This window comes from Micromonospora sp. NPDC000316 (genome assembly GCF_042898885.1).
Classification (GTDB): Bacteria; Actinomycetota; Actinomycetes; order Mycobacteriales; family Micromonosporaceae; genus Micromonospora.
The window spans coordinates 1-25,835 of the sequence record NZ_JBIAZG010000002.1; the positions used below are offsets into that span (position 1 = coordinate 1).

A 25,835-nucleotide genomic window follows, 5' to 3' on the forward strand; every position below is an offset into this window, starting at 1 on the left:
TTCCGGCATCGCCAACCTCCACAACATCATCCTCGCCGGCTGACCACCGAGCCGGCTCCGGGCAACGCCTTCAACCAGTTACGAGACGTCCCTTAAGGCCACCGCCGCCTGACAACCGATGACCGGTCGCGTCGGCGGCAAGCCGGCGGCGGCGCGTGACGAATTTCGGGCTACGATTCAGCGGCCCACAAGGGCAACGGACCTTGCGAGTGGCGGCTTACGAAAGGCGCCAGCCAGGAAGGCCGGAGTCCGCCTGCATGGTCTTTGCGTCGACGCCCTTTTCGGCATGTGCGGACGCTTGGGGACCGCCATGGTCAGAATCGCGGCCGGTCCGAGCGAGCCCGGGGTGAACGCTCCGTGGTTCTCCGGTGGCGGTGCCGACGGTCGGCAGCGGACGGAACGTTGTTGACCTTTGATGATGTGCGCGGTGTGTGCTCTCCAGCGGATGCCAACCCGGGTGAACCGGTGCCAACGAGGGTCACCACGGCCGACCGCCGGTCGCAAACCCGGGGTTCGTGTGCTCCAGGTGTGGTCCTGGGCTGGGAGAACAGAGGTACGGGTGACGTGGGTGAACGCGGGCCACTCCCTGCCACCCCAGGTGAACCCCGGGTCGCTAGACTAGGCCCTCGCGCCCTCGTAGCTCAGGGGATAGAGCATCGGTTTCCTAAACCGTGTGTCGCAGGTTCGAATCCTGCCGGGGGCACCTCGATACACAGCCGAAACGCTATCTGAGCTGGCAATACGCACGCCGCTCGATTCGAACAGGTGTGCAGCCCTAAGCCACCGGAAGCCGCCGTTTGTCGCAGGTCGCGGAACAGGCGCGGAATGACCTTGAAGGCGTCTGCCCAGGTCAGCCGGCAAGGCCGGAGCAAGATCCGGAACGGCGACCATCATACGGGCCACGCCACACCAGTCAGAGCCTCAGCGATCCCGGTCGTTGACGGTGGCCTCCGCTCCGTCGATGCACTTGGCGTAGACCTTCAGCAGCACGTCCACGGAGTGTCCGGCCCGGTCGGCTACCTCAGTTGCCGGCACACCAGCGTTGAGCCAAAGCGACACGGCGGCGTGCCGCAGGTCGTACGGCCGACCAGCGAGCGGAGAGTCAACCTGGCGCGGCGTCAGAGCGAGTCGACGTGCCTCTTCCCAGACGCGTGAGTAGGTCGAGGCCGCAACGACGTTGCCCCGCTCGCTTTGGAATAGCCGGCCATCCTTGGCGACGCCGAACCGTTCGATGTGCGCGCGCAGGATCGTCACGAGCGCGGGCGGGATTGGCACACTACGGGCTCATCCTCGGCTCGGTGCTTCAGCCCTCGGTCGTCGTGAACCTCGCCGCTGTCTGTCCACCGCTTGCCCGCCTGGGGTCGACTCTTGGCCAACGTCAGCCGACCCCATCCGCTCTTGGGTAGGTCGCAGTCCAGATCGACCAGCAGATCCCCGTAGTGCACCTCGGCCAGGTCGAGGCGATCGACGCCGTCCGTAGGGCGCTCCCCGACACCCGGTGGACCATCGTCGCTCTGACCTGCCCCAGGCCCGAAGCGGCACGACGCATCGCAGACCGGCAGACCGGCGACGCGATCGAACGCCTAGGGCATGGGATGAGACAGAAACAGCGTTGCCGCCGAGCTGACCATCGACGCGTCCCAGTGTTCGCCCGACGCTGCCGCTGGCCTGGTTGACCAGGCGGTCCGACGCGGACAGGTAGCGGCGAGGTAGGGACCGGCCGGGCTGCCGGCAATGTCGGGTCTCAGGACCTCCGTGACAAATCGGTATCAGGACCTCCGTGACGCTCTAGCCATCCGCATCCGGCTGAGGCCAGTTACTCCAACGGGAACCGGCGGGCAAGGAACAGCTCGGCGAGCCTGGGCAGTCGCCTCAGCCACTCGTCTTCGCTTCGAAGGTCCCAGCGCTCCTCGGTAGGCACGGGGCTGCGGCTCGGTGGAGCCGTAGCGGGCTCCGCTGCATCGACACCGTCCCAGAACGCGTCAGGGTCGCCCGTCAGCCGCTCGTACGCCTTTTGCGCGGCGTACAGGAGCCGCTCGTCGCCAATCCAGAGGCCGCAGCCTTCCGATGAGCTGATCTCTTGCACCGCAGGATGTTCGGCGAGCGAGTCCGGGTCATTGACAACTGACTCGAAGGCCCTTCTGCCCAAACCGACGAGCCCTGCCCGGAAATCGGAGAATCCGTCGTCGGAGAGGAACCCGTACTCGATGATCCAGCATGCTGCGCAGGTATCCCAGGTATCGGTTTGAGCGAGCACGTCGCTGAGCACTCGGTCGAACGCGGCGATTTGTGGCAGCGGAAGCGATGTCAGCTCTGCCACCAGCGCCTCAGTGACCGCACTCGGCTGACCGTCCCGCCGGGCTTGGTCTGCCGCTGGACCGGCTGCCGCTCGTGCGCGCTCTACAACTTTCCAGAACCCATCCACGTCCACGGCCAAGAGTGTCCACGATCGCTCTGACAGATGGCGGGGCAGTGTCATGTAGGTCCTGATACCGATCTGTCACGCAGGTCCCGAGACCGGACAGCCGGCCGCCGGCGTGTCTAGTCCCACCTGATGCTTGACGGATGCGTCCCAGGTGAGCGACGCGCAGGACGCCGACGAGGCCGTCAATCAGGGGTGGTTCGCCGTGCGGTGCGTTTCTAGACCGGACGGCAAGATGTCCGGGAAGGTGTCGCTGTTTTCTGTGTGAGGGTATCGAGCTGGAGAGCAAATTCGTAGGAGAGCAAACATGCCGACCCGGCACAGCTGCCATGGCCTGACGTTAAGTCCGGAATACCGGATGGTCGTCCTACGCGATGTCTACTGCGACGCCGCCGTGGGCTCAACGGCCGCTATCATCGAAGCCTACAAGGGTGTGGCAGCGAGCACCGGATACGAGATCTACATCGTCGTGAGCCAGGGCCTCATAAAGGTACGAGCCGACGTGGAGATCTGGGACGAGGCCCCTAATGATGACCTGAGCGCGCACGGGTGGACGGGCCCCCTGACGTTCGACCTGGACTGTCCCACCGGCAATTTGCAGGTAGGCGACATTTTCGGCACGGTCATTACTGGCATTGACCCGCCAAGAGGGCCCGGCCGGTATGCGGTCGCGCTGTTTCATCGCGGGCGTGAGCAGGCAGAGGGGGCATTTCACGAGATTCTGAAGGTGATGGGCACCGGCGGCGATGACGAACGCATCGCCGTCCTGCAACGACAGCACTCCGGCATCGAGCAGTACCTGATGCGAATCTGGTGGCAGATCGACCTGCCGCCAGACGAAGACGATGAAGACCTGTGACGACGCGTGAATCGCTCGTCCGAGTGACGAACTGGGTGACGGCCGGGGTTGCTGCGGCATGAGCACGGCCCGGAGGGATGTAATCCCGGTACTCAGACGATGCCTCGTCTGAACGGCGGAAACCTGCGTTCCGCCTATGCCTTGCCGGCGCCCATGAGTCGCACTCCGGGCCGCGCTCCAACAAGGGTATTCCGCTCAGGCCGAGGGCGGACGGGCGAAGCTAGGCGAGCTTGCCCGAGGTGAGACCTGACGTGCAGGGTCGGTTGGGCCCGGTCAGGCTTTCGGGCCGGTCAGGACGGCCTTGGCGGCCAGCCGGAGATTCCTGATCATCGGATTCGGGTTGCCCTTGCGGCTGACCAGGACGACCTGGCTGGAGGGAGCGCCCTTGATCGGGACGGTGACGAGGCCGGGGCGCAGTGAGCTACGCCGATCGCCGACCGGTAGCACGGCGATCGCCTCGCCGCTCGCGACGAGTTCGAGCTTGTCCTCGTAGCTCGCGATCGGCGGCACGCCAGCCCCGAGGATCCGGTAGGAAGTCCAGTCTGCGGTCTCGAACGCGCACGGCGCTGCCTCTTCGCCGGCCAGTTCTTCCGCGGTCACCGACGCTCGGTCAGCCAAGGGATGGCCGCGCGGGACCACAAGCATCCGGGGCTCCTCGTACAGCGGGGTGGTGCTCACGTCGTCGTCGGCGAGCGGCAGCGGGGCCCGCGCGATTAGGGCGTCGACACGCTTGTCGGACAGCGCCCCGACGTCGCGGCAGCTCAGATGCCGGGTGGCGATTTCGGCGTCCGGGTAACGGCGGCGCAGTTCCCGTACGGCGGCAGTGATTACCAGGTCTTCAACGTAACCGATGGCGATTCGTTCGGTCTCGGCTTGTTCACGCACGGCCAGTTCGGCCTGGCGGGCGGCCTGCAGCAGGGCTTGGCCCCGGGGGAGGAACGTCTGGCCGGCCGGGGTGAGCCGGGTGCCCTGGGGTGTGCGGTCCAGCAATCGTGCGCCGAGATGCTTCTCGAGCCGTTGGATCTGGCGGCTCAGCGCCGGCTGGGCCACGTGCAAGTCGGCGGCGGCCCGGCCGAAGTGCTGGTGCGCTGCCACCACGGTGAAGTAGCGCACCAGCCGCAGTTCCAGGTCCTGTCCGAGATCATTCACCCTTCCAGCGTACGCATCATGCTGATTCGGAATGATCAGGTTGCCGAACCGGTCTTGGACGGCCGCGCGGCCCTGGGCCTTAACTGAGGGAGCAACGTTTCCCCGAGAAAGCGACAGGCGCAATGAAGGCGATTCAGTTCCACGAAGCCGGCGGGCCGGAAGTTCTGCGGTATGACGAGGTGCCGGTTCCCGAGATCGGCCCGGGCGAGGTGCTCGTGCGGGTGCACGCGGCGGGCATCAACCCGCCGGACTGGTACCTGCGTGAGGGGATGAAGGTCATGCCGGCCGAGATGAGGCCAGCGCTGGAGTTCCCCCTGATCCCTGGAACGGACATGTCGGGTGTGGTCCAGGCGGTGGCTCCGGACGTGTCAGGGTTCGCCGTCGGCGACGAGGTCTTCGGCATGCTGCGGTTCCCCGGATTCGACGGCCGGACGTACGCCGAGTACGTGGCCGCGCCGGCTTCGGACCTGGCACACAAGCCGGCCGGTATCAACCACGTGCAGGCGGCTGGTGCGCCGATGGCCGTGCTCACGGCCTGGCAGTACCTGATTGATCTCGGCCACGACGTGCCGTCTCCTTTCACCGGCCAGGTGCACAAGCCGGCGCCGATCACGCCAGGGATGACCGTGCTGGTCAACGGAGCCGCCGGTGGAGTGGGCCACTTCGCGGTGCAGCTGGCGAAGTGGAAGGGGGCACACGTCATCGCGGTGGCCTCGGGCCGACACGAGCAGTTCCTGTACAAGATCGGTGCCGATGAGTTCATCGACTACACCACGACGCAGGTCGCGGACGTGGTCAGCGGCATCGACCTGGTGATCGACACCGTCGGTGGCCCGGACAGCTCTCGCTTCCTGACGGTGCTCAAGCGCGGAGGCACAATGCTTCCGGTGTTCTTCGCCGAGTACGACCCGGAAGAGACAGCGCGTCTGGGCATCTCAGTCTCGAACATTCAGGTGCGTTCCAACGGCCCCCAGCTCGCCGAGATCGGGCGCCTGTTCACGGAGGGCAAGCTCCAGGTCGGGGTGGACAGCACCTACCCGCTGGCCGAAGCGGCCAGCGCACACACGCGAGCCGCGCAGGGCCACATCCAAGGCAAGATCGTGCTGACGGTGGTCTCGTGATCGCCGAGCTCCAGCAGGCGGTGGCGAACTACGCCCATGCCTTGGACGAGCTGAATATGCCCCAGCTGGAAGCGGTCCTGACCGAGGACACCACCTGGACTTTCATGATGCCCGGCCAAGGAGTGCTCGGCCCGGTCACCGGACGCACGGCGGTGCTCGATTTCGTCCGTGACGGGCACACGGCCCAGACCGGAAGGGTGCGGCACCACCTGAGCAATGTGGTGGTCACGACGACGGACGCCGCCACCGCTGAGGTACGGGCCTATTTGCTGCAGACGAGAAACACTGGTGACAGCATCCAGATGATCTCGACAGGGGTCTACACGTTCAGCCTGCGACGGTCCGGCGGTGGGTGGCGGATCGCCGAGCTCGTCCTGACGCTTGACAACGCTTTCTAGGCGAGGCCACGCAGTGCGTCCGGCAGGTCATCGGATGCGCGCCGGCGGTGCCCGGGTAACTCGCCGCGCCGCTCTCCCCGCTCCGGCCTGCGGAGCGGGGAGAGGCGCGCCGATCGCGCATCCGTGGCTACGCCGGGCAGTTCGCTCACATCGAAGGACCCGCCACCGCGCGTACTGGCTCGGTCAGCAGTAGCCACGTATCCGGAGGGATGTGCGGCTTTCCAGGAACAGCACGCCGTTCCTCGCGGTAGCCCGTCGGGCACATCTCGGCGGCGAGCCGGCGCCAGAAACGGGCGGCACCCGGGTTCTCCTCCTGGAAGGGCACCTCCCAATGCCCTGTGTGTTTGGCGAAGAGTTGCTGGGCGGCGAGACGTCCGACGCCCAATCGGCGCACGGCCCGCACGACAAAGAACTCGGAGACGCGCAGCGGCTGGATCTCCAGGCCGGAGACAAATGCGAAGCCCACGGGCTGCCTGTCCTGGCAGATGAGGTAGCCCGAGCTGTCTGGGTCCTGGAGGTAGGTCGGCAATCGGCCAGAGGTGAACAAGCCCGAGCCGTCCGGCAGGGTGCCCCGGAACTCGGACAGGTCGTGCCGGTACAGCTGCCAGAGCCGATTCACAAGGGACAGGTCGTCGGGCAGGACTTGTCGAAGAGTGACAGGGCTCAGCACGCCGTTATCCTGCCAGATCACGAGGGCCCGAGCGGGGCCCGGGTGGCGGTGGGGTGTGCGGAAGCGGACGTCCCTGCCCGGGCCCGCGTGACCAGACCGGAGCCGTCACTGGCCGCAACCGATTGCGCACGTTCGGAGATGCAGACCCGGTGCACTGAGTGACATCCTCGCCGCGCACAGTCATCGACGCCAATCGGTCTGGGGAGAGATTGATGACGCAAACGCCAACCACAGCCACCCAAAACCTCGTTAGCGTCTCCGCCGAAGAGCGACCACACCGCAACGGTGTCATCATCGCGGCCAGCGCGGCGGCCGGGGTTCTGCTGGCGGTGCTGTGGTCGTACGAGTTCGTCGACTCGGTCATCGGCGACAGCGTCGCCAGCGGGCTCCTTGGTCACGACGCGAAGGCGACCGCGATCTCCGGTACCGCTGCGGGCCTGGTGTTCGCGTTCGTGTCGGGCCTCGCCGGCACGTTCACCGCGTGCAACATTGCGATGCTCGCGTCCATCGGGCCGCTCGGCGCGGCCGGCAGCGGCAGCGGTGACCGGCTCCGGTTGTTGCTGCGGCCTGTCGGTTATCTCGCTCTGGGCATGATCGTTGTCGCCGCGGTGTACGGGTTCGTCGGCGTCCTGCTGGGTGACCGGCTCCCGCAGTTGTCGACCGACACCGCCGGCGGGGTGCCGGTACGCATCATCCAGTCGTCGGTGGTGTTCGGGCTCATCGGGCTGGCCCTCATCTATCTGGGGCTGGCCGCGATCCGGGCGGTGCCGGACGTGTTCGCTGACCGACCGGTCGCACGGGTGGTGACCCTCGGCGCGCTCATCGGCGGGTTCCTCATCGGGCGGCCCTATCCGTTGTTCAACAAGCTCTTCCACTGGGCGGTCGACAGCGGCAACCCGCTGTACGGCTCGGCCGCGTTCGTGTTGCAGTCGCTCGGCAACATCGTCGTGGTCACGGCACTTTTCGCGTTGCTGATCGTGCTCACCCGGGGCCGTTTCATCGGCTGGCTCACCGCCGACGTGCGGCGCAGCATGGTGCTCAGCGGCGCGCTGCTCATCGCGTTGGGCGTGTTCACAGTCGTTTACTGGGATGTCCGGGTGCCCGCCATCTTCGGCTTCGGCTGGTTCCCGACCATGTTCTACAACTGACGTCCGCGCGAAAGAGTGCACGTGCGAAGAAGCCGTCGCACGGCGAATGCACGATGCTGTTCGATGTGACTGACGTGGTGGATCCAGATCGTTGGAGTTTGGCCAACACGGCACTGCGGGCGGCTGCCGATCGGTTCACCGACCTGGTGGCCGCCGCGCAGTCGCCCCGAGTCATGGTGACAGCCGACTGGAATGTGGCCGACACCGTCGCGCACGTGGTGTCGATCGCGATGCTGTACGTGTCGAGGCTTGAAGGCAGCGAAGTCGCCATCCCCGTGCCGGGCCTGGAGGACATGCTTGCCGTCACGAACGTCGACACGGTGGCCGACGTCAACACCCATGTGCTCGCCCACTTCACCGAGCGGGACCGGGGTGTCCTGCTGTCGCAGTTGAACGCCGCGGTCGACAGCCTGCTGGCCACGACCGCGGATCCGCGGTCGACTGTGAGTTGGCTGGGCAACGCGCGGGTGACCGTCGGCGGTCTGTTCGCCCATCTGACCAACGAGTTGCTCGTGCACGGTTGGGACATCGCACGGGCGCTGCGCCGGCCGTGGCCGATGCCGGACGACCACGCTGCGCTCTACTGGGACCTGTTCATGTTCGACATGATGCGCGACACGTACGGGGTGCTGCTCAACACCGAACTGCCGATGCCCCGCCATCCCGTGTCGGTGCAGTTCCGGTCGCCGTACACGACGACCACGACGCTGACCCTCGGCGACCGCAAGGTGTGGATCGCGCCGCCCGACGGCCCGTTCGACGCGCGCGTGACGTTCCGTCCCGCCCGGTTCAACCTGATGATGTTCGGCCGGATCAGCATCGCGCACGCGGTGTTGCGCCGCGACGTCGTCATCGGTGGGCCGCGGCCGTGGCGGCTGCCCGCGTTCCTCCGGGTCGTGCACATGCCCAACGGCCGCCTCGCGCCGAAACCTGGGCGACGGAACGCGTGAGAGACGCCTGACCCAGCGACGCGACGGTGCCCTCCGGAGGAAATCCGGAGGGCACCGTGAACGGATCTGGTCAGAGGAACTTGTACATCTCCTCGGAGGCCGCCTCGGTGTCACCGGCCGGCGGGGCCTTCACCGTGACCGGCTCGCCGAAGCCGCTCATCTTCATCTCGGTGACGAGGTCACCGACGCTCTTCGTGGCGATGGTGTACGACAGCGCGGTGAGTCGGCCGTCGGCGTCGATGGACGCCTCGAACGGGATCGCCGTCGGGTCCTTGGCCAGCTTGGCGGTCGACTCAAGACCCTCGCGCATTCCGCCGTCGGCGCCGGCGGCCTCCGCCGCCTTGCCCAGGTCGGCCACGCCCGCGTAACGGCCGGGGCTCACCTCCTGGGCGGTCACGACGCCGCCGATGATGCCGGTCTGCGCCTTGAGGTCGAACGACTGGCGCATCGAGCTGGTCGGCTTGAGCTTGTTGAGGTCGATCTTCATCCACGGCTTGTTGCCGTCGAGTGAGTCCGACTTGATGTAGGCGACGTCGCCGATCAGGCGGGCCTCGATCGGCTCCGGCGCGTTTCCGGTGACCTGGATCGCCTTGGCGACGGGGTCCATCTTTCCGCTGAGGGTGATCGCCTGCGGGCCGGCCTTGACGGAGGCGTCCATGGTGACCGTGCCGTTGAGGCTGCGGTCCATGGCCTGCCGGATGGCGGCGACGGGCTCGACCTTTGTCGTCTCGGGAGCGGCGGAGGGCGCTGCTCCTCCGGTGTCGCTGGAGGTCGTGCCGCAGCCGGCCACGAGGACGGCGGTGAGGGCAATCGAAAGGGCTGGGATCAGTCGACGCATAGACGTGACCCTAACGGGCCGGTGCCAGCCGATTTTCCCGGGTGGGGAGTTGGAGGCGTCGTGATCCGGGGGAGAGCAGCTGGACAGGCGGCGTCTATCGCATTCGTGCCTGTCCGTGTAACGAGAATGTGGAGAAACGCGCTGCGGCGCGACGACGGCCCTATTCCCACTCGTGGGAATAGGGTCGTCGGTATCTGTTGGACGCGGATCGAGGGGGTCGCGTCCGGCATCGGCGCGGGTCACCGTCAGGTGGCGGCACGGGGCGCCAACCCCGTGTTGACCTGCGCGGGTTGGCGGTCGCGGTGGCGACCGGCGGGACCATCGCCGGCCGCCACCGCGGGTCAGCGCGCCGACAACTGATCGGCCCGGGTGAGCACCTGGTCGATGAGGCCGTACTCGCGGGCCTGAACGGCCGTGAACCAGCGGTCCCGGTCCGCGTCGCGCTGGATCTCGTCCAGAGATCGTCCACTGTGCTCGGCGGTCAGTTCCTGCATGGTCCGCTTTGCGTGCAGCATGTTCTCTGCCTGGATGGTGATGTCCGAGGCGGTGCCGCCCATCCCGCCGGATGGCTGGTGCATCATGATCCGCGAATGCGGCAGCGCGTACCGCTTGCCGGCCGCGCCCGCGCAGAGCAGGAACTGCCCCATCGAACCGGCGAGCCCGAGCGCCAGCGTGGCCACATCGTTGCGGACGTAGCGCATCGTGTCGTAGACCGCCATCCCCGCGCTCACCGACCCGCCCGGCGAGTTGATGTAGAGGAAGATGTCCCGGTCCGCGTCCTCGGCGGCGAGCAGCAGGATCTGCGCGCAGATCTGGTTTGCCAACTCCTCGGTCACCTCGCTGCCGAGGAAGACGATCCGCTCCCGCAGCAGCCGCTCGAACACGTGGTCACCGAAGGACGGCTGCCCACCGTCAAGCATTTGCACGCCGTACCCGATCATTCGTCGCCGCCTTCCGCCGTGCCGGTGGGCGGCGGGACCGCCCGGTGGACCGGCCCCTCCAGCGTGCGGCGGCGTGCGGTGGTGGCCCAGGAATTCTGCCGCCGGCAGATCCGCCGACGGCAGAACCGCGCGGCCTACGCGGCGGTCAGCCGCCGCGCGCCCGCCCGGGACGCCGCGCAATTCCACCGAGCGGTGGTACGCGGACCGGGGCGCGAGCCCCCGGCGGAGGCCATCGGCCGGATGCGCGACGTCGGCCCGGCTGCCCTGGCTGCCCGGTGCAGGATCGGGCCGTTGGTCCGCAGGGTGTGCTGGCCGGCGTCCTGCCGCGCGGCAGTGGCGCGTTCCAGGCGGCTCAACGAGGCCCGTGGTGCGGTCGGGATGCGCGGCTCGTCGCGGCGCAGGTCGTCGCGGGCCGCCTCCAGCAGATCGGAGAGGCGGATGCCAAGCGCTCGGCAGATCGCCGCGAGCACCTCGGAGGAGGCCTCCTTGCGACCCCGCTCGACCTCGGACAGGTAGGGCACGGAGACCCCGGCGGATGCGGCCACCTCGCGCAGCGTGCGGCCCTGGCTCTGACGCAGTCGGCGGAGCACCCCGCCAATCACTCGTCGCAGCAACGACATGCCGGCCTCACTCTCGCGGTCGTCGTCGGGGAACATCCCCATCATGCCCGCTGCCGGACTCGTCGGCCGTCCCGTCGGGGGCGGCCCGGTTGTCCGCCGCGCGGCCCGGACGTGCGGTGTGCGGCGTAACCGCTATGTTGTGGGCGTGCAGGCGACGGTGGTGGAGCAGGTTCCACGGTGATTCATTTTCCAGCTCAGCGGCGGGGTCCGCTGAGCGCGCTGAGCCTACGGCTCGCAGCCGCCCTGGGCCTGGTCTTCGCCGTGGTCGCCGCGGTCTACCTGGGCCGGGACGGCTACCGCGATGTCAACGGGGACGGCCTCACCCTGCTCGACTGCTTCTACTACGCGGTCGTGTCGCTGTCGACCACCGGCTATGGCGACATCACGCCGGCCTCACCGTCGGCCCGGCTGGTAAACGTCCTCTTCATCACCCCGGCCCGCGTGATCTTCCTGATCATCCTGGTCGGCACCACTTTGGAAGTCCTGACCGAGCAGTACCGGACCGGCCGTCGCCTGTCGCGGTGGAGGAGAACCGTGAAGGACCACGTCATCATCTGCGGCTACGGCACCAAGGGCCGTAGCGCGGTAAATGCGTTGATGGAGAACGGGCTGGACCGGTCGAGGATCGTGGTGGTGGAGCGCAACGGCGCCGCCCTGCGGCAGGCCACGTCGGCCGGACTGGTGGCCATCGAAGGGTCGGCCACCCGGTCGTCGGTCCTCAACGAGGCGCACGTCCGCAACGCGAAAGCCGTGATCATCGCGACCGACAGTGACGACGCCTCGGTGTTGGTGGCGCTTACCGTACGGCAGCTCACCGCCGGGCAGGTTCGGATCATCGCGGCGGCCCGGGAGGCGGAGAACGCCCCGCTGCTCAAGCAGAGCGGCGCCCACCACGTGATCGTCTCCTCGGCGACCGCCGGTCGTCTGCTCGGCCTGTCCACCTCGGCGCCGCCGCTTATCGACGTGGTGGAGGACCTGCTCACGCCGGGTCAGGGCATGGCGTTGGCGATGCGTTCGGCGGAGCGGGACGAGGTGGGTCGCTCGCCGCGTGAGCTGGAATCGTTGGTGATCGCCCTGGTGCGGCGGGGCAAGGTGGTAAGTCTGGCCGACCGCGCCGGCGCGGTTATCGAAACCGGCGACATGCTTGTGCACGTCCGCGACGACCGCCCTCAGTCGGCCACGACGGCCTGATCCTCCGCCGCCGTCAGCAGGCGTCGAGGTCGCTGCGCAGCGACTCGGTGCAGATGGCCTGCGTGGTGGCGACGGCCCGTCGAAGCAACTCGTAGAGCGTTTCCCGCTCGGCGGGATCCAGCGCGCCCAGCACCTCGTCCTCGGCGCCGGCGAGGGCGCATTCCGCCTGGCTGAGGCGTTTCGCCCCCTCCTTGGTGAGGTCGACGACGTGCCGTCGACGGTCCTCGGGTGAGCGGCGCCGCTCGACCAGCCGCATCGCTTCGAGGTCGTTGAGCAACCCGACGATGTTGGTGCTGTCCATTTCCAGTGTGGTGGCCAGCGACTGCTGGCTGGTGCCGCCGCCGTCGCGCAGCACGGTGAGCGCGACCAGATGCCGGGGGCGCAGGCCCAGCGGCGCCAGCACCGACTCCGACCGCAGCCGCATCCGCCGGGCCAGATGGTCCAGCAGAGCGCCTGAGCGGTGCTCTGCGGGATCCAGGGTCGGGGCGGACATGTGAGCCAGTCTACCGACCGAACGGAACATTGGCCTGCTATAAATGGTTGACGCCACACAGACGATCCTCGGAGGGGTAACAATGCACCTGCTACACATCGACTCGAGCATTCAGGGTGAGATGTCGGTCAGCCGGCGGCTCACCGCCCGTGCCGCCGCCGCCTGGCATGCGGCTCATCCAGGCGGAACGGTCACCTACCGGGATCTTGGCGCCGAGCCGCTGCCGCACCTGGACACGGTGGCCGCCCAGGCCCGGATGACGCCGCCGGACCAGCACACCCCAGCGCAGCGCGAATGCTGGGAGCTCAGCCAGCGACTTGTCGACGAGGTGCAGCAGGCCGACGTCGTGCTGCTCGGGCTGCCGCTCTACAACTACGGCGCACCCAGCAGCGTCAAGGCGTGGGTCGACCACCTGACCGTGGCCGGCCTGGCCTACGACCCGGCGACCGGGCAGAGCCTGCTCGGCGACCACGATTTCGTCGTGCTGGCCAGCCGGGGCGGCGGCTACGGCGAGGGCACCCCGCGCAACGGTTGGGACCACGCCGAGCCCTGGCTCCCGCACGGTCTGTCCCTGACCGGCATGCAGCCGCGCTTCATCACCGCCGAGCTGACCCTCGCCCCGGTCGTCCCCGCGATGGCCGAGCTGATCCCGCTGCACGAGGCGAGCCTCGCAGCGGCCGAGAAGGAGATCGACAACCTCTGGCTGCCGGTCTCCGCCGGGCACTGAGCAGCACCTCGCACGACGAAACGGCCGCCCCCGTTGTCCGGGGACGGCCGCTTCGTCATGCCGTACGCGTCAGATGATCGTCCAGGTGTCGCCACTGCCGAGCAGGCCGGCGAGCTGCTGCTCGGGGGTTTCGGTGACGGTCGCCTTCGCGGCGGCCAACTGGCTCTGCACCACGCTGTCGTAGGACGGCCGGTCCACCGAGCGGAACACGCCGATCGGGGTGTTGCGCAGGTCCAGGCCGGGCAGCCGGGACAGCGCGAAGGCGTACGCCGGGTCGGTGACTGTCGCGTCGTGCACGACGATCTCCTCCGGGCGCACCGAGCTCGTTTCCCGGACCTCCAGGCCGAACCCGCCAGGCGGGTGCACCACGCAGAACCGCCCGTCGGCGCCGAACGTGATCGGCTGCCCGTGCTCCAGGCGGATCAGGTAGTCGTCCCGGGTGGACGGGTCCTTGAGCTGCTCGAACGCCCCATCGTTGAAGATGTTGCAGTTCTGGTAGATCTCCACGAAGGCCGAGCCCTCGTGCTCGGCGGCGGCCCGCAGCACCGACTGGAGGTGCTTGCGGTCCGAGTCGATGGTCCGGCCGACGAAGCTGGCCTCCGCGCCGAGCGCGAGCGAGAGCGGGTTGAACGGGGCGTCCGCCGAACCGGCAGGCGTCGACTTGGTGACCTTGCCGACCTCGGAGGTGGGCGAGTACTGACCCTTTGTCAGACCGTAGATCCGGTTGTTGAACAGCAGGATCTTGAGGTTGACGTTGCGCCGCAGCGCGTGGATCAGGTGGTTGCCGCCGATGGAGAGCGCGTCACCGTCGCCGGTGACCACCCAAACCGACAGGTCCGGGCGGGACACCGACAGGCCCGTCGCGATCGCCGGCGCGCGGCCGTGGATCGAGTGCATCCCGTACGTGTTCATGTAGTACGGGAAGCGGGACGAGCAGCCGATCCCGGAGACGAAGACGGTCCGCTCGCGGGGGATGTTCAGCTCCGGCATGAACTGCTGGATGGCGGCCAGGATCGCGTAGTCACCGCAGCCGGGGCACCAGCGCACCTCCTGGTCGGACTTGAAGTCCTTCGCGGTGAGCTTGAGGGCGACGGGCTCAGACATTCTTCAGGACCTCTTCCAGCGTCGTCTCCAGCTCGGCGGACGTGAACGGAAGGCCGCGGACCTGGTTGTAGCTGATCGCGTCGACCAGGTAGCGGGCCCGGATGACGTGGGCGAGCTGGCCCAGGTTCATCTCGGGGATGACCACCCGGTCGTAGGAGCGCAGCACCTCACCGAGGTTGGCCGGCATCGGGGCCAGGTGCCGCAGGTGCGCCTGGGCGATGGACAGGCCGCGCTGGCGAACCCCGCGGCACGCCGCACCGATCGGCCCGTACGTGGAACCCCAGCCGAGCACCAGCACCCGGGCGTCACCGTCCGGGTCCTCCACCTCGATGTCCGGCACCGGGATGGTCTCGATCCGGGCCGCCCGGGTACGCACCATGAAGTCGTGGTTCGCCGGGTCGTACGAGATGTCGCCGGTCTTGTCGGCCTTCTCCAGGCCGCCGATCCGGTGCTCCAGCCCCGCCGTGCCGGGGATCGCCCACGGCCGGGCCAGCGTCTCCGGGTCGCGCAGGTAGGGCAGGAAGGTGGTGCCGTCCTCGCCGTTGGGCTCGGTGGCGAAATCGACACGCAGGTCGGGCAGCGACTCCACGTCGGGCAGCAGCCACGGCTCCGAGCCGTTGGCGACGTAGTTGTCGGACAGCAGGATCACCGGGGTGCGGTAGGTGAGCGCGATCCGGGCCGCCTCCAGCGCGGCGAAGAAGCAGTCCGAGGGTGAGCGTGGTGCGATCACCGCGACCGGCGCCTCGCCGTGCCGGCCGTACAGGGCCATGTTGAGGTCGGCCTGCTCGGTCTTGGTCGGCATGCCTGTCGACGGGCCGGCGCGCTGTACGTCGACGATCACCAGCGGCAGCTCCAGCGCCACCGCCAGGGAGATCGTCTCGCTCTTGAGCGCCACGCCCGGGCCGCTTGTGGTGGTCACGCCGAGCGACCCGCCGTACGAGGCGCCCAGCGCCGCGCCGACAGCGGCGATCTCGTCCTCGGCCTGCATGGTGAGCACGCCGAAGCGCTTGTGCTTGCTCAGCTCGTGCAGGATGTCCGACGCCGGCGTGATCGGGTACGCGCCGAGGAAGACGGGCAGCCCGGAGCGGACACCGGCGGCGACAAGGCCCAGCGAGAGGGCGGCGTTGCCGGTGATGTTGCGGTAGGTGCCGGGCTGCATCTTCGCCGGCTTGACCTCGTAGCGGACCGCGAAGTCCTCGGTGGTCTCACCGAAGTTCCAGCCGGCCCGGAACGCGGCCACGTTCGCGGCGACCAGCTCGGGGCGGGACGCGAACTTGCGCTCCAGGAAGCGCAGCGTCGACTCGTAGGGACGCGAGTACATCCAGGAGAGCAGACCGAGGGCGAACATGTTCTTCGACCGCTCGGCGTCCTTCTTGGACACCTCGAAGGAGGCGAGCGCGCCGACGGTCATCGAGGTCAGCGCCACCGGGTGTACGACGTAGCCGGCCAACGAGTCGTCGTCGAGCGGGCTCGTCTGGTAGCCGACCTTGGCCAGGTTGCGCTTGGTGAACTCGTCGGTGTTGACGATGATGTCCGCGCCGCGCGGCAGGTCGGCCAGGTTGGCCTTGAGCGCCGCCGGGTTCATCGCCACCAGCACGTTCGGCGCGTCGCCGGGGGTGAGGATGTCGTAGTCGGCGAAGTGCACCTGGAAGCTCGACACGCCGGGCAGGGTGCCGGCGGGTGCCCGGATCTCGGCGGGGAAGTTGGGCAGCGTGGAGATGTCGTTGCCCAACTGCGCCGTTTCGGAGGTGAACCGGTCGCCGGTCAGTTGCATGCCGTCGCCGGAGTCACCGGCGAACCGGATGACCACCCGGTCGAGTTGACGGATCTGCTTGGTCACTGTGCCACCTTCGATCGCGACTGCGGGGCTCGCAAAACCGGCTCACTCCTCGCACTCATGCCTGCACCTCGCTTCGCTGCGCGCGGTCGCGCGGGCGGCTGAACATGATGGTGACCATGCCTTGCCCGGTCACGGGACCTCCTTGACGCAACGCTGGGCCGCACCGCCCAGGCAGGCCCGGTCCGCTGTTGTTTCCTCACCGAGAGCCTACGTCCAACGGACCCCTGAGCCTTCCTGTAGGTAGGCCAACTGGGGCCAGATAGGGGCGAGAAATGCCCCAAATCACGGGCTTTCGCACCGCCCGCCGTAATTCAGATCACCAGCACAGGCCGGCCGGTGACTCTGGCCGGGCGTCGATCAAGTGTCGCGGGTGATCAATCAGTCAGCGGGCTCGGGGGCGGGCCCGGGCACCGGTTCGTTGAACCGGCGACGCAGTGCGGTGGTGGCCAGCACGAGGGCGAGCACCACAAGTAGCGCGGAGACCGTGACCAGGATGGCCGCCGTACGCTGCACCGAGGTCATCGCCTGGCCGTCGCCAGCGGCACCCGCGGGGAGGACGCCCTGGGAGCCGGTCGGCGCGGGCGGCGACACCACAGGTGTGGCAAGCGCGGCCGCCGCGGTGATGCGGAAGCTCATCTGCACCCGACGGGTCGGGCCGCTGCGCGGGTCGAGTTGACCGATCACCGCGCCGGACAGCGGCGCGTTTCTCTGGGCGTGCGGAGTTGCCTCCACCGGCAGCCGTAGCTCACCGGTCTGGCCCGCCGGCAACAGACCCGCGTCGCACCGGGTACGCGTCGGGTCGACAGCCGTGCAGCCGTCCGGTGGGGTCGGCACGCTCACCCCGGCCGGCAGGACCACCTCGATCAGGCCGGCCGCGTCCACCGTGCCGGTGTTGGCCAGCCGGACCGCGAGGCTGCTCGCCGCGCCGCTGATGTCGAACTCCACCTCGTCGGCCGCCAGCGAGATTCCGGGTGCCGGCGGGCCGGGCGGAAACAGCACCGCGAAGCCGTGGTCGTCGGTCGCCTGGCCGGGCACGCCCGGCGCCTCGGCGATGACCTGGACGGAGCCGCTGAGTGGCATCTGCTTCCACGCGGTGCCGGCGACCCGCAACCGGATCAGGCTGCTGAACCGGGTGCCTTCCCCGACCGTCCAGGCTCCACAGCGGTACGCGCCACCGCCTGCGGTGACACACCCCTTCGTGCCGGCGTCGGTCAGCCCGGCCGGCAGCGTGTACGAGAGTCGGATCTGTTGTGCGGTGGTGCCGGTGTTGGCCACCGTCACCCGAAGCGTGGCGGCAGTGCTCGCCGCGTTCCAGTACGCCCCGGGCAGGGCGACATCCTCGGTGGTGACCTGCACGCCGAGCGGGCTCGGCGGCGCCTGCGTACCGCCCGGTGGTGCCGGCCGGACCGGGGGCGCCGGTGGGCCGAGCGTCGGCGACCGCGTGGCGCCGCCCGGCGCGGGAGCGGTGGTGGGCGGCGGCGGTGGTACGTCAGGTGCGGTGGTCTGCGGCGCAGGCGGCGTCGTCACCGGCGGCGGCGCTGTGGTCTCCGGGGCGGGGATGGTGGGCGGGGGACCGTCACTCGGCTCCTGGGTCGGGGTGGGTTCCTGCGGGGGTGCGGTGGTCTCCGGGTCCGGTCCGGGCTCGGCGGACGGGTCGGTCAGGGCCAGGAGCGGTATGCCGGCCGGCGTCGCCGCGCCCGCCCACGCCGGAGCCACAGCGAGTGCCGCGAGCAGGCCGGCCGCGAGGGATGTCGCCAGCAGGCGCGTGGGAAGCCGCCCTGCCGCCCGGTGCCCGGACGAAACCTTCAGGCGGGCCATCTGACCTCCGGTGCCCTGGATGGAAGTCCAATATTCGGTAACAGTTGCCCATGTGCACTAGTCCCAACCGGAAACAAATCCGTAACGTGTTTGGGACGGGCCTTCCGGCCGGGCGGTAGGCTCCCGGCGTGACCGGTTACCTGGGCTCGTACGCGACGCTCGGTCTCTTGCTGCTCGTCAGCGTCGTGTTCTTCGTGACAGCGTTCGCGGCCAACCGCGTGTTACGTCCGGCCCGTCCCGCCGAACCGATCGGCAAGCGGACCAGCTACGAGTGCGGGCTCGACCCGGTCGGCGCTGACTGGGCGCAGATGCAGATCCGCTACTACGTCTACGCCTACCTGTACGTGCTGTTCGCGGTCGAGGCGGTGTTCCTCTTCCCGTGGGCTGTGGTCTTCGACCGACCGGGCTTCGGCCTGGTGACGGTGGTGGAGATGGCGGTGTTCGTGGCGGTGCTCGCGCTCGGCATCCTCTATGCCTGGCGTAGGAACATCCTGCGCTGGACCTGACCGCCCCGACCTCCGGCGATCGTGCCGATCCGCCAGCCGTTCACGGTCGGTCGCCCCGACGACCGGTCAGGCCAGGCCACGGCGGGTCGCCGCGGGTGGCCGGTCACCGCGAATCGACGCGACCATGTCCAACACCCGGCGGGTGGGCCCGACCTGGTGCGCCCGGAACACCCGGGCACCCAGCCAGGCGGAGACCGCCGTCGCGGCGAGCGTGCCCTCCAACCGCTCGGCCACCGGCAGGTCAAGCGTCTCGCCGATGAAATCCTTGTTGGAGAGCGCCACAAGCACCGGCCAACCGGTAGCGGTCAGCTCGCCCAGCCGGCGGGTGATCTCCAGGGAGTGCCGGGTGTTCTTGCCGAAGTCGTGGGCCGGGTCGATGAGGATGCCGTCGGGGCGTACCCCTGCCGCCACCGCACGCTCGGCGAGCCCGGTCACCGTCGCGACCACGTCGGCGACCACGTCGTCGAAGGCGGCCCGGTGCGGCCGGGTCCGCGGGACCAGCCCTCCGGCGTGTGAGCAGACCAGCCCGGCGCCTGTGCTCGCCGCAACCCGGGCCAGCGCCGGGTCGGCGCCCGACCAGGTGTCGTTGAGCAGGTCCGCACCGGCCGCCACCGCCTCCGTCGCCACCTCGGCCCGCCAGGTGTCGATGGAGATCACCACATCCGGGAACGCGGCCCGCACGGCGGCGATGGTGTCCACCGTGCGTCGGATCTCCTCGGCGACGTCCACCTCGGCGCCGGGGCCTGCCTTCACCCCGCCGATGTCGATGATCTCCGCGCCTTCGTGCACCGCCCGCTCGACCGCGCGAAGCGCGCTGTCGAGGGCGAATGTGGCGCCACGGTCGTAGAACGAGTCCGGCGTGCGGTTGACGATGGCCATCACGACCAGTTCACCGGGGGCGAACGTCCGCCCGCCCAGCCGAAGTGCCCCGGCCATGCCGCCTCCTGAGGTTCCACACCGCCGCCGCCGCGTCGGCCGCTCCCGACGCTAGCCGGTCGATCGACCGCCACACGGGGCGGGCATGGACGTCGATCGTGATCGGGGTGTGGGGTCGCTCCGGGCCGACGGTCGTGCCACGATCAGTACATGGGTCAGCTTCTGCTCTTCCTGGTTGTCGCGTTGACCGTCGCGGCGGTGGTGTTCGGCGTGACGGTGCTGATCAGCGGCCGCGATCCCGGCCTGGTGCCGACCGAGCCGGATTCGCAGGCCGTGCCGCTGCCAGGCACCCGGCCGCTGCGCGAATCCGATGTGGGCGCGGTCCGCTTCGACACCGCGCTGCGCGGATATCGGATGGCCCAGGTCGATCAGGCGCTGCGCCGTGCCGCCTACGACATCGGCTACAAGTCGGAGTTGATCGGCGTGTTGGAGTCGGAGGTCGTCGCGTTGCGGGAGGGGCGCATCGAGGACGCGGACGTGCTGCGCCAGGCCCGGGAGCAATCCACTGCGGCGGTGGCGAGCACAGCCGAGCCGAGCGCTGACCTGACCCCTGCCGACGACGCGACAGCGGCCGGCTCGACCGACGCGGGCGCTGCCGCCACGTCGTCCCTGGCGGACGCCGACGGCGTGGCCCCGGCTGGCGACGGGACCCCGGCTGGCGACGGGACCCCGGCTGGCGAAGTGCCGGCCGACGGCACCGGCCAGCGCGACGCGGTGGTGCGGTCGGAGTCGGCGTGACCGGCCCGCATGGCGCTGGCGATCTTGGTGAGGTTGCCCAACCCGGTGCCGGTGAGGTGACCGCCACGGTGATCGTCGACGCCCCGGCGGCCCGGGTCTTCGCCGCGTTGCTCGCCTGGGAACGGCAGTCCGACTGGATCCCGTTCACCCAGGTGCGGGTGGTCGAGGGCGACGGGCGGGAGGGCAGCCGGATCGAGGCGGTGACCGCTGTCGGCCCGGCCGTGCTGCGCGACGAGATGCGGGTCGTCCGAGTTGACGAGCCGTACGAGATCGGCGTGGTGCACTACGGCCAACTGCTGCGCGGCCCGGGCGTGCTGCGCTGCACCCAACTGGACCGGTCCCGCACCCAGGTCGTCTGGCACGAGTGGTTCCACCTGCCCGGTGGCCGGGCCGGTCGACTGGCCTGGCCGGTGCTCTGGCCCGGCTCCAAGCTCGGCCTCACCCAGGCGCTGAAGAGGTTCGCCCGTCTGGTCGAGCAGGGCCGGCTGCCCTGACCACCCCGGCGCCGTCCGGTGGCGCTGGGGTGTCGGTGTGATGCCCTAGCGTGTACGAGGTGACTGACCTGGTGATCGGTGCCGACGGGCTGCCCCGCTGCGCCTGGGGGTCGAACGCCCCCGACTACGCCATCTACCACGACACCGAGTGGGGGCGGCCGGTGCGCGGTGACGACGCGCTCTACGAGCGGATGACGCTTGAGGCGTTCCAGTCCGGCCTGTCCTGGCTGACCATCCTGCGCAAGCGCCCGGCGTTCCGGCTCGCCTTCGACGAGTTCCGGATCCCCACCGTCGCCAGCTACGACGACGGCGACGTGACCCGGCTGCTCGCCGACGCGGGCATCGTCCGCAACCGGGCCAAGATCGAGGCGGCGATCGCCAACGCACGCGCCGCGCTGGAGCTGCCCGACGGGCTGTCCGCGCTGCTCTGGTCGTTCGCCCCGGCGCCCCGGGCCACCCGACCCGGCTCCTTCGCCGAGGTCGCGCCGATCACCCCCGAGTCGACGGCGATGGCCAAGGCGCTCAAGAAGCGCGGCTTCCGGTTCGTCGGCCCGACCACTGCGTACGCGCTCATGCAGGCCACCGGGATGGTCGACGATCACATCGCCGGCTGTCACGTCCCGCTCGCGTCGGCGTCGTGATGGGATGGCAGGCATGACGACCGAGACCGCGCACCGGGCCGACGGGACCGGCCACGCAGACGGGGCTGGCACCTGGGCCGTTGTTCTGCCCGCCGAGCGTTACGAGGCCGAGCGACTCGTCCACCACGACACGTTGGAGCTGACCGGGCTGACCGACGTCGTCCGGCCACGCCCGGGTGACCGGGTGGCGGTGCTGGCCGACGAGCCGCCCCGGCTGGTGGCCCTCGGCCGGGTCACCGCGCCCACGCAGCGGCACCGGGAGGACCCGGACGACCCGCAGTCCCCGGTCGAGCCCGGGACGCTCGTCGTGGCGTACACCCGGCGGACCTTCGACGAGCCGGTGCCGGCCGACCTGCTGGCGTTCGACGGGCCGCTCACCGCGCTGGCCCCGGCGGCCTTCCGGGCGCTCGTCGACCAGCTCGGCCCGCCCCCGGCGCGGCGCACCTGGCTGGTCAGCCTCGACCTGCCGATCGAGGCCGACACGCCGGCCGAGGCGGTCCGGCTGTTCTGGTCCTACGTGCAGGATCTGGGGCCGCGTGAGCTGCCCGCGTTCGTGTCACCGTCCGGCGACGAGCTGGCCATGCAGGCGTTCGTGCTGGGCGCGGAGGCCAACCAGGACCCGGAGGAGGACGACTAGCTCAGCGTCCCTCGAAGACCGGCTTCTGCTTGGCGACGAACGCCAGGGTGGCCGCCCGGTGGTCCGCAGTGGCGCCGCAGATCGCCTGCGCCTGCGCCTCCGCCGCCAGGGCGTCGGCGAGGGTGCCGGCATCGGCGATGGAGAGCTGCCGCTTGATGGCCCCGTACGCGATTGTGGGGCCCGCGGCGAGGCGTGCGGCCAGCTCCTGTGCCGCAGGCAGCACCTGCTCGTCGTCGTCCGTCAGGCGCGTGATCAGCCCCAGTCGGCAGGCCTCCTCGGCGCGGACCGGCTCGGCAAGCATCAGCAGCTCCACCGCCTTCGCGTGGCCGACCAGCCGGGGCAGCGTCCAGGACGCGCCGGTGTCGGCGGCGAGGCCGACCTTGGCGAAGGCCATCAGGAAGCTGGTGCTCGGGCCGCCGACCCTGATGTCGGCGAGGAAGGCCAGCGACGCGCCCGCCCCGGCGGCCATCCCCCGGACCGCTGCCACCACCGGCTTGGGCAGGTTGGCCAGCCGCGCGGCGATCGGGTTGTAGTGCGCCCGCACGGTGTCCAGCGGCGGGCCTGCGGAGTTCTCCAGGGTCGACACGTGCTCGCGCAGATCCTGACCGGCGCTGAACGCCGCACCCGCCCCGGCCAGCACGACCGCTCGGCAGGACCGGTCGGCCTCCAGCTCGGCAAGCGTGTCCCGCAGCGCCTCCTTGAGCGCCAGGTCGAGCGCGTTCATCGCGTGCGGCCGGTTCAGCGTGAGGGTGACGACGGCGTCGGTCCGGTCGACGAGCAACGGTTCGGTCACTGTCTAACGACCCTTCTGTCGAACGATGCGGCTGCCGGCGTCGAGGCACTGCTCGACGTACCGGTCGGCGGCCGGACGCAGGCGGGCCGCGTGCCGGTCGAAGAAGCTGGCCGCGGCGGTGCCGGGCCAGCGCTCGGGCAGCAGCGCCGGCGGCAACTGCGGGTCCCGGAACAGGAAGGTACGCCACGCGTGCACGAGCCGGAACCGGGCCGCGTACGCCTCCTCGTCGCTGCTGCGCACGGTGACCGTGGCGAGCAGGGGGCGCTGGTCGGCGACGAACTGCTCGTAGGCGTGGCCGATCTCGGTCAGGTTCCAGGCGCGGCGGACCACACCCATCGCGCCCGGGGTGCCGGAGAAGTGCGCGGCGGTGAACCGCTCGAACCGGATGCCGGCCTCGGCGAGCAGCAGGTCGACGTCCTCGGCGGGCCGGGTGGCCACCCAGGTCTGCTCGTCGAGGGTGCCGTAGCCGAGGAAGCTGAGGTTCGAGGCGAGGCGCTGCCGGTCCCGGCGGGAGCCCGGCGCCTCCAGGACGAGCAGATCGAACCGGCCGTCCCAGGTGACCCGGCCCGTCCGGTAGATCCGGGCCGCCGCCTCGTCGAGTCGCCGGGCAGCTTTTGGTGTGATCGAATACCCCGGTCCGGAGGCCAGTCGGAGCGGGTCGAGCCAGCCTTGACGCACCATCCGGGACACGGCGGTGCGAACGGCGGGCGGCGCGATTCCCAACGGTGCCAGTAGCTTGACCAGGGCGGCGACCGGTGCGCGGCCACCTCTCGGTCGGAGGTGGTCGCCGTAGAGGTCGAAGAGTGCCGACCGTGCCTGCATGACCGCACATTGTGACAGGCCTTCTCAAGATAAGCTAGATGCTGTTACATCAATGCTGCTCCGGTTTGGGTCCGGCGGTGTTCATCAGGGAAAATCGTTGGTCGACACCCCCGCGACCGTTGCGGGTGGCGTGACGAAGTGGCTGTGGGGCAACCCACCGACCCTGGTGTAGGTCTGAGGGGAGACAACATGGCGGCGATGAAGCCGCGGACGGGCGACGGTCCGCTGGAAGTCACCAAGGAGGGCCGGGGCATCGTCATGCGAGTCCCGCTGGAGGGCGGTGGCCGGCTCGTCGTCGAGATGACTCCCGACGAGGCCAACGCGCTCGGCGATGCGCTGAAGGCAGCCGCCGGCTGAGTGAGGAGCGCCCCGGGCGGCGTATGCCGCACGGAACGCTCCCGGACCCTGAGCCACCGGCATCGCCGGTGGCTCAGGGTCTTCATCCGCGCGGACAGGCGGGTCCGGCTCCCGCTCCGCGACATTTCCTGGAGGTACGGTTCCGCGTGCTCGTCATCCGTCCGATCGCCGAGCCCGTGGGGCTCGACGTCCTGGTCCTGCCCGTCCGTCCCTCCGATGCGGCACCGGGAGGCGATGCCACAGCGGTGCCGGTGCCCACCGCCGTGTCGCCGCCGGACGGCACCGCCGAGGAGGCCGCCGCACTGGTGCCGGTCGCCCGGCTGAGTGGCCGGGCTGGCGAGATTCGTACGCAGTTGCGCCCCGGTCGCAGCCCTGGCCGGCTGCTCCTGCTCGGCATCGGTGACGGCAGCGAGTCGGCTTGGCGGTCCGCAGGCGCGGCCCTGGCCCGCTCTGCGGCAGATGAGACGCACATCACAATCGCACTGCCGGCCGACATGACGCCCGGCGCGATTCGCGGGTTGACCGAAGGGCTGCTGCTCGCCTCGTACCGGTTCCGGCTGACCGACGCCGGCGACCCGCCCGCGCTGAGCGGCGTCGATCTGCTGCTCGGCGACCCGGCCGCGCACGAGAGCACAGTGGCCACGGCTCAGACCACCGCCGCGATGACCCGCCTCGCCCGCGACCTCACCAACACCCCCTCGTCGCAGAAGAACCCGCAGTGGTTCGTCGATCAGGTGATCTCCGCCACAGCCGACCTGCCCGACCTCCGGCTGCGGGTCCGTGGCCCGGCCGAACTCGCTGCCGAAGGCTTCGGCGGGATCCTCGCGGTGGGCGGCGGCTCGGCCAGCACCCCGCGACTCGTCGAGCTGGACTGGCACCCTGCCGACGCCCGTACCCACGTGGTGCTTGTCGGCAAGGGCATCACCTTCGACACCGGCGGTATCTCGATCAAGCCGGTGCCGGCGATGAAGCTCATGCGCAAGGACATGGCCGGCGCGGCAGCGGTCATCGCTGCCACCCTCGGCGCCGCTGCGCTGCGCCTGCCGGTCCGGGTCACCACCCTGGCCCCGCTCGCCGAGAACATGGTCAGCGGCTCGGCGTTCCGCCCGGGCGACGTCATCCGGCACTACGGCGGCATGACCAGCGAGACGACCAACTCCGACGCCGAGGGCCGCCTGGTCCTCGCCGACGCGCTGACGTACGCCGCGCAGCAGCTCAAACCCGACCTGCTTATCGACCTGGCCACCCTCACCGGAGCCAACGCCGTCGCGCTGGGCAAGCGCACCGCCGCCCTGTACAGCGAGAACGACGAGCTGGCCGTCGACGTGCTGGCCGCGATCGACGCGGCAGGCGAGGCGGCCTGGCGGATGCCGCTGCACACCGACTACGTCGAGTACCTGGGCAGCGAGATCGCCGACCTCTACAGCGCGCCCACCCAGGGCGCCGGATCGGTGCTCGCCGCGCTCTACCTGCGCGAGTTCACAGGCGAGCTGCGGGACCGCTGGCTACACCTGGACATGTCGGCCCCATCCTGGGCGGACGGCGATCACGCCGAACTCACCCGAGGCGCGACCGGCTGGGGCGTACGTTCGCTGCTGCGCTGGCTGGCCAGCATCGACTGA

General features: G+C 69.7%; 28 protein-coding genes and 1 tRNA gene. 15 read left to right on the forward strand and 14 right to left on the reverse strand.

Features of this window, described 5'->3' with window-relative positions; genetic code table 11:
- Nucleotides 1-630 precede the first annotated feature (630 nt).
- Nucleotides 631-703, forward strand: a tRNA-Arg gene (locus tag ACFY2Q_RS04480).
- A gap of 218 nt (nt 704-921) precedes the next feature.
- Here the strand turns inward: ACFY2Q_RS04480 and ACFY2Q_RS04485 are convergent.
- Nucleotides 922-1,275 (reverse strand): hypothetical protein, encoded by a 354-nt coding sequence (locus ACFY2Q_RS04485; RefSeq protein WP_387127625.1) that lies wholly within the window; start codon nt 1,273-1,275, stop codon nt 922-924.
- 541 nt (nt 1,276-1,816) lie between these two features.
- Nucleotides 1,817-2,479: a DUF4240 domain-containing protein gene (locus ACFY2Q_RS04490; RefSeq protein ID WP_387127627.1), complete on the reverse strand. Its 663-nt coding sequence runs from the start codon at nt 2,477-2,479 to the stop codon at nt 1,817-1,819.
- Between the two features lie 250 nt (nt 2,480-2,729).
- Here ACFY2Q_RS04490 and ACFY2Q_RS04495 point away from each other — a divergent pair, with 250 nt between their 5' ends.
- On the forward strand, nt 2,730-3,281 hold the full coding sequence (locus ACFY2Q_RS04495; protein WP_387127629.1) for a hypothetical protein: 552 nt from the start codon (nt 2,730-2,732) through the stop codon (nt 3,279-3,281).
- Nucleotides 3,282-3,554: 273 nt separating this feature from the next.
- Here ACFY2Q_RS04495 and ACFY2Q_RS04500 read toward each other — a convergent pair whose 3' ends face one another.
- Nucleotides 3,555-4,553, reverse strand: coding sequence for a LysR family transcriptional regulator (locus ACFY2Q_RS04500; protein ID WP_387127631.1), 999 nt, complete (start codon nt 4,551-4,553; stop codon nt 3,555-3,557).
- On the opposite strand from ACFY2Q_RS04500, the gene ACFY2Q_RS04505 reads away from it, so the two are divergent.
- Both ACFY2Q_RS04505 and ACFY2Q_RS04510 read left to right on the forward strand, forming a co-directional pair.
- Complete coding sequence (locus ACFY2Q_RS04505; RefSeq protein ID WP_387127633.1) at nt 4,553-5,551, forward strand: NADP-dependent oxidoreductase; 999 nt, start codon at nt 4,553-4,555, stop codon at nt 5,549-5,551. The two genes, ACFY2Q_RS04500 and ACFY2Q_RS04505, sit on opposite strands and share 1 nt — an antisense overlap.
- Nucleotides 5,548-5,949 (forward strand): nuclear transport factor 2 family protein, encoded by a 402-nt coding sequence (locus ACFY2Q_RS04510; protein WP_387127635.1) that lies wholly within the window; start codon nt 5,548-5,550, stop codon nt 5,947-5,949. The genes ACFY2Q_RS04505 and ACFY2Q_RS04510 overlap by 4 nt, the downstream gene beginning before the upstream one ends.
- Before the next feature lie 145 nt (nt 5,950-6,094).
- Here ACFY2Q_RS04510 and ACFY2Q_RS04515 read toward each other — a convergent pair whose 3' ends face one another.
- Entirely contained in the window at nt 6,095-6,619 is a 525-nt protein-coding gene (locus ACFY2Q_RS04515) for a GNAT family N-acetyltransferase (protein WP_387127637.1), read from the reverse strand.
- A gap of 212 nt (nt 6,620-6,831) precedes the next feature.
- Between ACFY2Q_RS04515 and ACFY2Q_RS04520 the strand changes: the two genes are divergently transcribed.
- A complete protein-coding gene (locus ACFY2Q_RS04520) occupies nt 6,832-7,767 on the forward strand; it encodes a hypothetical protein (RefSeq protein ID WP_387127639.1) in 936 nt (311 codons plus the stop codon).
- A 74-nt stretch (nt 7,768-7,841) separates the two neighbouring features.
- Nucleotides 7,842-8,717, forward strand: a complete 876-nt coding sequence (locus tag ACFY2Q_RS04525; RefSeq protein ID WP_387127641.1) for a maleylpyruvate isomerase N-terminal domain-containing protein — start codon at nt 7,842-7,844, stop codon at nt 8,715-8,717.
- 70 nt (nt 8,718-8,787) lie between these two features.
- Here ACFY2Q_RS04525 and ACFY2Q_RS04530 read toward each other — a convergent pair whose 3' ends face one another.
- The 3 genes from ACFY2Q_RS04530 to ACFY2Q_RS04540 form a co-directional block, all read right to left on the reverse strand.
- Entirely contained in the window at nt 8,788-9,555 is a 768-nt protein-coding gene (locus tag ACFY2Q_RS04530; protein WP_387127643.1) for a hypothetical protein, read from the reverse strand.
- A 341-nt stretch (nt 9,556-9,896) separates the two neighbouring features.
- A complete protein-coding gene (locus ACFY2Q_RS04535; RefSeq protein WP_387127645.1) occupies nt 9,897-10,496 on the reverse strand; it encodes an ATP-dependent Clp protease proteolytic subunit in 600 nt (199 codons plus the stop codon).
- A gap of 134 nt (nt 10,497-10,630) precedes the next feature.
- Entirely contained in the window at nt 10,631-11,116 is a 486-nt protein-coding gene (locus tag ACFY2Q_RS04540; RefSeq protein ID WP_387128451.1) for a helix-turn-helix domain-containing protein, read from the reverse strand.
- Nucleotides 11,117-11,293: 177 nt separating this feature from the next.
- On the opposite strand from ACFY2Q_RS04540, the gene ACFY2Q_RS04545 reads away from it, so the two are divergent.
- Nucleotides 11,294-12,307 (forward strand): potassium channel family protein, encoded by a 1,014-nt coding sequence (locus ACFY2Q_RS04545; RefSeq protein ID WP_387127647.1) that lies wholly within the window; start codon nt 11,294-11,296, stop codon nt 12,305-12,307.
- 13 nt (nt 12,308-12,320) lie between these two features.
- On the opposite strand, the gene ACFY2Q_RS04550 is transcribed toward ACFY2Q_RS04545, so the two are convergent.
- A complete protein-coding gene (locus ACFY2Q_RS04550) occupies nt 12,321-12,800 on the reverse strand; it encodes a MarR family winged helix-turn-helix transcriptional regulator (protein WP_387127649.1) in 480 nt (159 codons plus the stop codon).
- A gap of 82 nt (nt 12,801-12,882) precedes the next feature.
- Between ACFY2Q_RS04550 and ACFY2Q_RS04555 the strand changes: the two genes are divergently transcribed.
- On the forward strand, nt 12,883-13,527 hold the full coding sequence (locus ACFY2Q_RS04555) for an FMN-dependent NADH-azoreductase (protein WP_387127651.1): 645 nt from the start codon (nt 12,883-12,885) through the stop codon (nt 13,525-13,527).
- 69 nt (nt 13,528-13,596) lie between these two features.
- Here ACFY2Q_RS04555 and ACFY2Q_RS04560 read toward each other — a convergent pair whose 3' ends face one another.
- The 3 genes from ACFY2Q_RS04560 to ACFY2Q_RS04570 form a co-directional block, all read right to left on the reverse strand.
- On the reverse strand, nt 13,597-14,631 hold the full coding sequence (locus tag ACFY2Q_RS04560) for a 2-oxoacid:ferredoxin oxidoreductase subunit beta (RefSeq protein WP_387127654.1): 1,035 nt from the start codon (nt 14,629-14,631) through the stop codon (nt 13,597-13,599).
- Complete coding sequence (locus ACFY2Q_RS04565; RefSeq protein WP_387127656.1) at nt 14,624-16,471, reverse strand: 2-oxoacid:acceptor oxidoreductase subunit alpha; 1,848 nt, start codon at nt 16,469-16,471, stop codon at nt 14,624-14,626. The genes ACFY2Q_RS04560 and ACFY2Q_RS04565 overlap by 8 nt, the downstream gene beginning before the upstream one ends.
- Before the next feature lie 378 nt (nt 16,472-16,849).
- Nucleotides 16,850-18,289 (reverse strand): hypothetical protein, encoded by a 1,440-nt coding sequence (locus ACFY2Q_RS04570; protein ID WP_387127657.1) that lies wholly within the window; start codon nt 18,287-18,289, stop codon nt 16,850-16,852.
- Between the two features lie 128 nt (nt 18,290-18,417).
- Here ACFY2Q_RS04570 and ndhC point away from each other — a divergent pair, with 128 nt between their 5' ends.
- The gene (gene ndhC / locus ACFY2Q_RS04575) at nt 18,418-18,795 is read left to right on the forward strand and encodes an NADH-quinone oxidoreductase subunit A (protein ID WP_387127659.1); all 378 of its coding nucleotides are present in this window, start codon (nt 18,418-18,420) and stop codon (nt 18,793-18,795) included.
- 66 nt (nt 18,796-18,861) lie between these two features.
- Here ndhC and folP read toward each other — a convergent pair whose 3' ends face one another.
- Entirely contained in the window at nt 18,862-19,731 is an 870-nt protein-coding gene (gene folP / locus ACFY2Q_RS04580) for a dihydropteroate synthase (protein WP_387127661.1), read from the reverse strand.
- Nucleotides 19,732-19,881: 150 nt separating this feature from the next.
- On the opposite strand from folP, the gene ACFY2Q_RS04585 reads away from it, so the two are divergent.
- Genes ACFY2Q_RS04585 through ACFY2Q_RS04600 form a run of 4 tightly spaced genes read left to right on the forward strand, consistent with a single transcriptional unit; the run spans nt 19,882 to nt 22,241 of the window.
- Nucleotides 19,882-20,469 carry a DivIVA domain-containing protein gene (locus ACFY2Q_RS04585; RefSeq protein WP_387127663.1) on the forward strand — a complete coding sequence of 196 codons (588 nt, stop codon included), beginning with the start codon at nt 19,882-19,884 and terminating at the stop codon, nt 20,467-20,469.
- Entirely contained in the window at nt 20,466-20,963 is a 498-nt protein-coding gene (locus ACFY2Q_RS04590) for an SRPBCC family protein (RefSeq protein ID WP_387127666.1), read from the forward strand. The genes ACFY2Q_RS04585 and ACFY2Q_RS04590 overlap by 4 nt, the downstream gene beginning before the upstream one ends.
- Nucleotides 20,964-21,022: 59 nt before the next feature.
- On the forward strand, nt 21,023-21,604 hold the full coding sequence (locus ACFY2Q_RS04595) for a DNA-3-methyladenine glycosylase I (protein ID WP_387127668.1): 582 nt from the start codon (nt 21,023-21,025) through the stop codon (nt 21,602-21,604).
- Nucleotides 21,605-21,617: 13 nt separating this feature from the next.
- On the forward strand, nt 21,618-22,241 hold the full coding sequence (locus ACFY2Q_RS04600) for a hypothetical protein (protein WP_387127670.1): 624 nt from the start codon (nt 21,618-21,620) through the stop codon (nt 22,239-22,241).
- 1 nt (nt 22,242) lies between these two features.
- Here the strand turns inward: ACFY2Q_RS04600 and ACFY2Q_RS04605 are convergent, their stop codons facing one another.
- Together ACFY2Q_RS04605 and ACFY2Q_RS04610 are read right to left on the reverse strand one after the other, a co-directional pair.
- Nucleotides 22,243-23,034 (reverse strand): enoyl-CoA hydratase-related protein, encoded by a 792-nt coding sequence (locus ACFY2Q_RS04605; RefSeq protein ID WP_387127672.1) that lies wholly within the window; start codon nt 23,032-23,034, stop codon nt 22,243-22,245.
- A gap of 3 nt (nt 23,035-23,037) precedes the next feature.
- On the reverse strand, nt 23,038-23,856 hold the full coding sequence (locus tag ACFY2Q_RS04610; RefSeq protein ID WP_387127675.1) for a PaaX family transcriptional regulator C-terminal domain-containing protein: 819 nt from the start codon (nt 23,854-23,856) through the stop codon (nt 23,038-23,040).
- A gap of 189 nt (nt 23,857-24,045) precedes the next feature.
- On the opposite strand from ACFY2Q_RS04610, the gene ACFY2Q_RS04615 reads away from it, so the two are divergent.
- Both ACFY2Q_RS04615 and ACFY2Q_RS04620 read left to right on the forward strand, forming a co-directional pair.
- On the forward strand, nt 24,046-24,213 hold the full coding sequence (locus ACFY2Q_RS04615; RefSeq protein ID WP_007455245.1) for a DUF3117 domain-containing protein: 168 nt from the start codon (nt 24,046-24,048) through the stop codon (nt 24,211-24,213).
- A gap of 146 nt (nt 24,214-24,359) precedes the next feature.
- Entirely contained in the window at nt 24,360-25,835 is a 1,476-nt protein-coding gene (locus ACFY2Q_RS04620) for a leucyl aminopeptidase family protein (protein ID WP_387127678.1), read from the forward strand.

Excerpts from the sequence above, each read along its gene's own strand:
- ACFY2Q_RS04490 (WP_387127627.1), bottom strand. The coding sequence starts at position 2,479 with ATGACACTGCCCCGCCATCTGTCAGAGCGATCGTGGACACTCTTGGCC.
- ACFY2Q_RS04495 (WP_387127629.1), top strand. The coding sequence starts at position 2,730 with ATGCCGACCCGGCACAGCTGCCATGGCCTGACGTTAAGTCCGGAATAC.
- ACFY2Q_RS04505 (WP_387127633.1), top strand. The coding sequence starts at position 4,553 with ATGAAGGCGATTCAGTTCCACGAAGCCGGCGGGCCGGAAGTTCTGCGG.
- ACFY2Q_RS04520 (WP_387127639.1), top strand. The coding sequence starts at position 6,832 with ATGACGCAAACGCCAACCACAGCCACCCAAAACCTCGTTAGCGTCTCC.
- ACFY2Q_RS04530 (WP_387127643.1), bottom strand. The coding sequence starts at position 9,555 with ATGCGTCGACTGATCCCAGCCCTTTCGATTGCCCTCACCGCCGTCCTC.
- ACFY2Q_RS04535 (WP_387127645.1), bottom strand. The coding sequence starts at position 10,496 with ATGATCGGGTACGGCGTGCAAATGCTTGACGGTGGGCAGCCGTCCTTC.
- ACFY2Q_RS04540 (WP_387128451.1), bottom strand. The coding sequence starts at position 11,116 with ATGTCGTTGCTGCGACGAGTGATTGGCGGGGTGCTCCGCCGACTGCGT.
- ACFY2Q_RS04550 (WP_387127649.1), bottom strand. The coding sequence starts at position 12,800 with ATGTCCGCCCCGACCCTGGATCCCGCAGAGCACCGCTCAGGCGCTCTG.
- ACFY2Q_RS04555 (WP_387127651.1), top strand. The coding sequence starts at position 12,883 with ATGCACCTGCTACACATCGACTCGAGCATTCAGGGTGAGATGTCGGTC.
- ACFY2Q_RS04560 (WP_387127654.1), bottom strand. The coding sequence starts at position 14,631 with ATGTCTGAGCCCGTCGCCCTCAAGCTCACCGCGAAGGACTTCAAGTCC.
- ACFY2Q_RS04570 (WP_387127657.1), bottom strand. The coding sequence starts at position 18,289 with ATGGCCCGCCTGAAGGTTTCGTCCGGGCACCGGGCGGCAGGGCGGCTT.
- folP (WP_387127661.1), bottom strand. The coding sequence starts at position 19,731 with ATGGCCGGGGCACTTCGGCTGGGCGGGCGGACGTTCGCCCCCGGTGAA.
- ACFY2Q_RS04585 (WP_387127663.1), top strand. The coding sequence starts at position 19,882 with ATGGGTCAGCTTCTGCTCTTCCTGGTTGTCGCGTTGACCGTCGCGGCG.
- ACFY2Q_RS04600 (WP_387127670.1), top strand. The coding sequence starts at position 21,618 with ATGACGACCGAGACCGCGCACCGGGCCGACGGGACCGGCCACGCAGAC.
- ACFY2Q_RS04610 (WP_387127675.1), bottom strand. The coding sequence starts at position 23,856 with ATGCAGGCACGGTCGGCACTCTTCGACCTCTACGGCGACCACCTCCGA.
- ACFY2Q_RS04615 (WP_007455245.1), top strand. The coding sequence starts at position 24,046 with ATGGCGGCGATGAAGCCGCGGACGGGCGACGGTCCGCTGGAAGTCACC.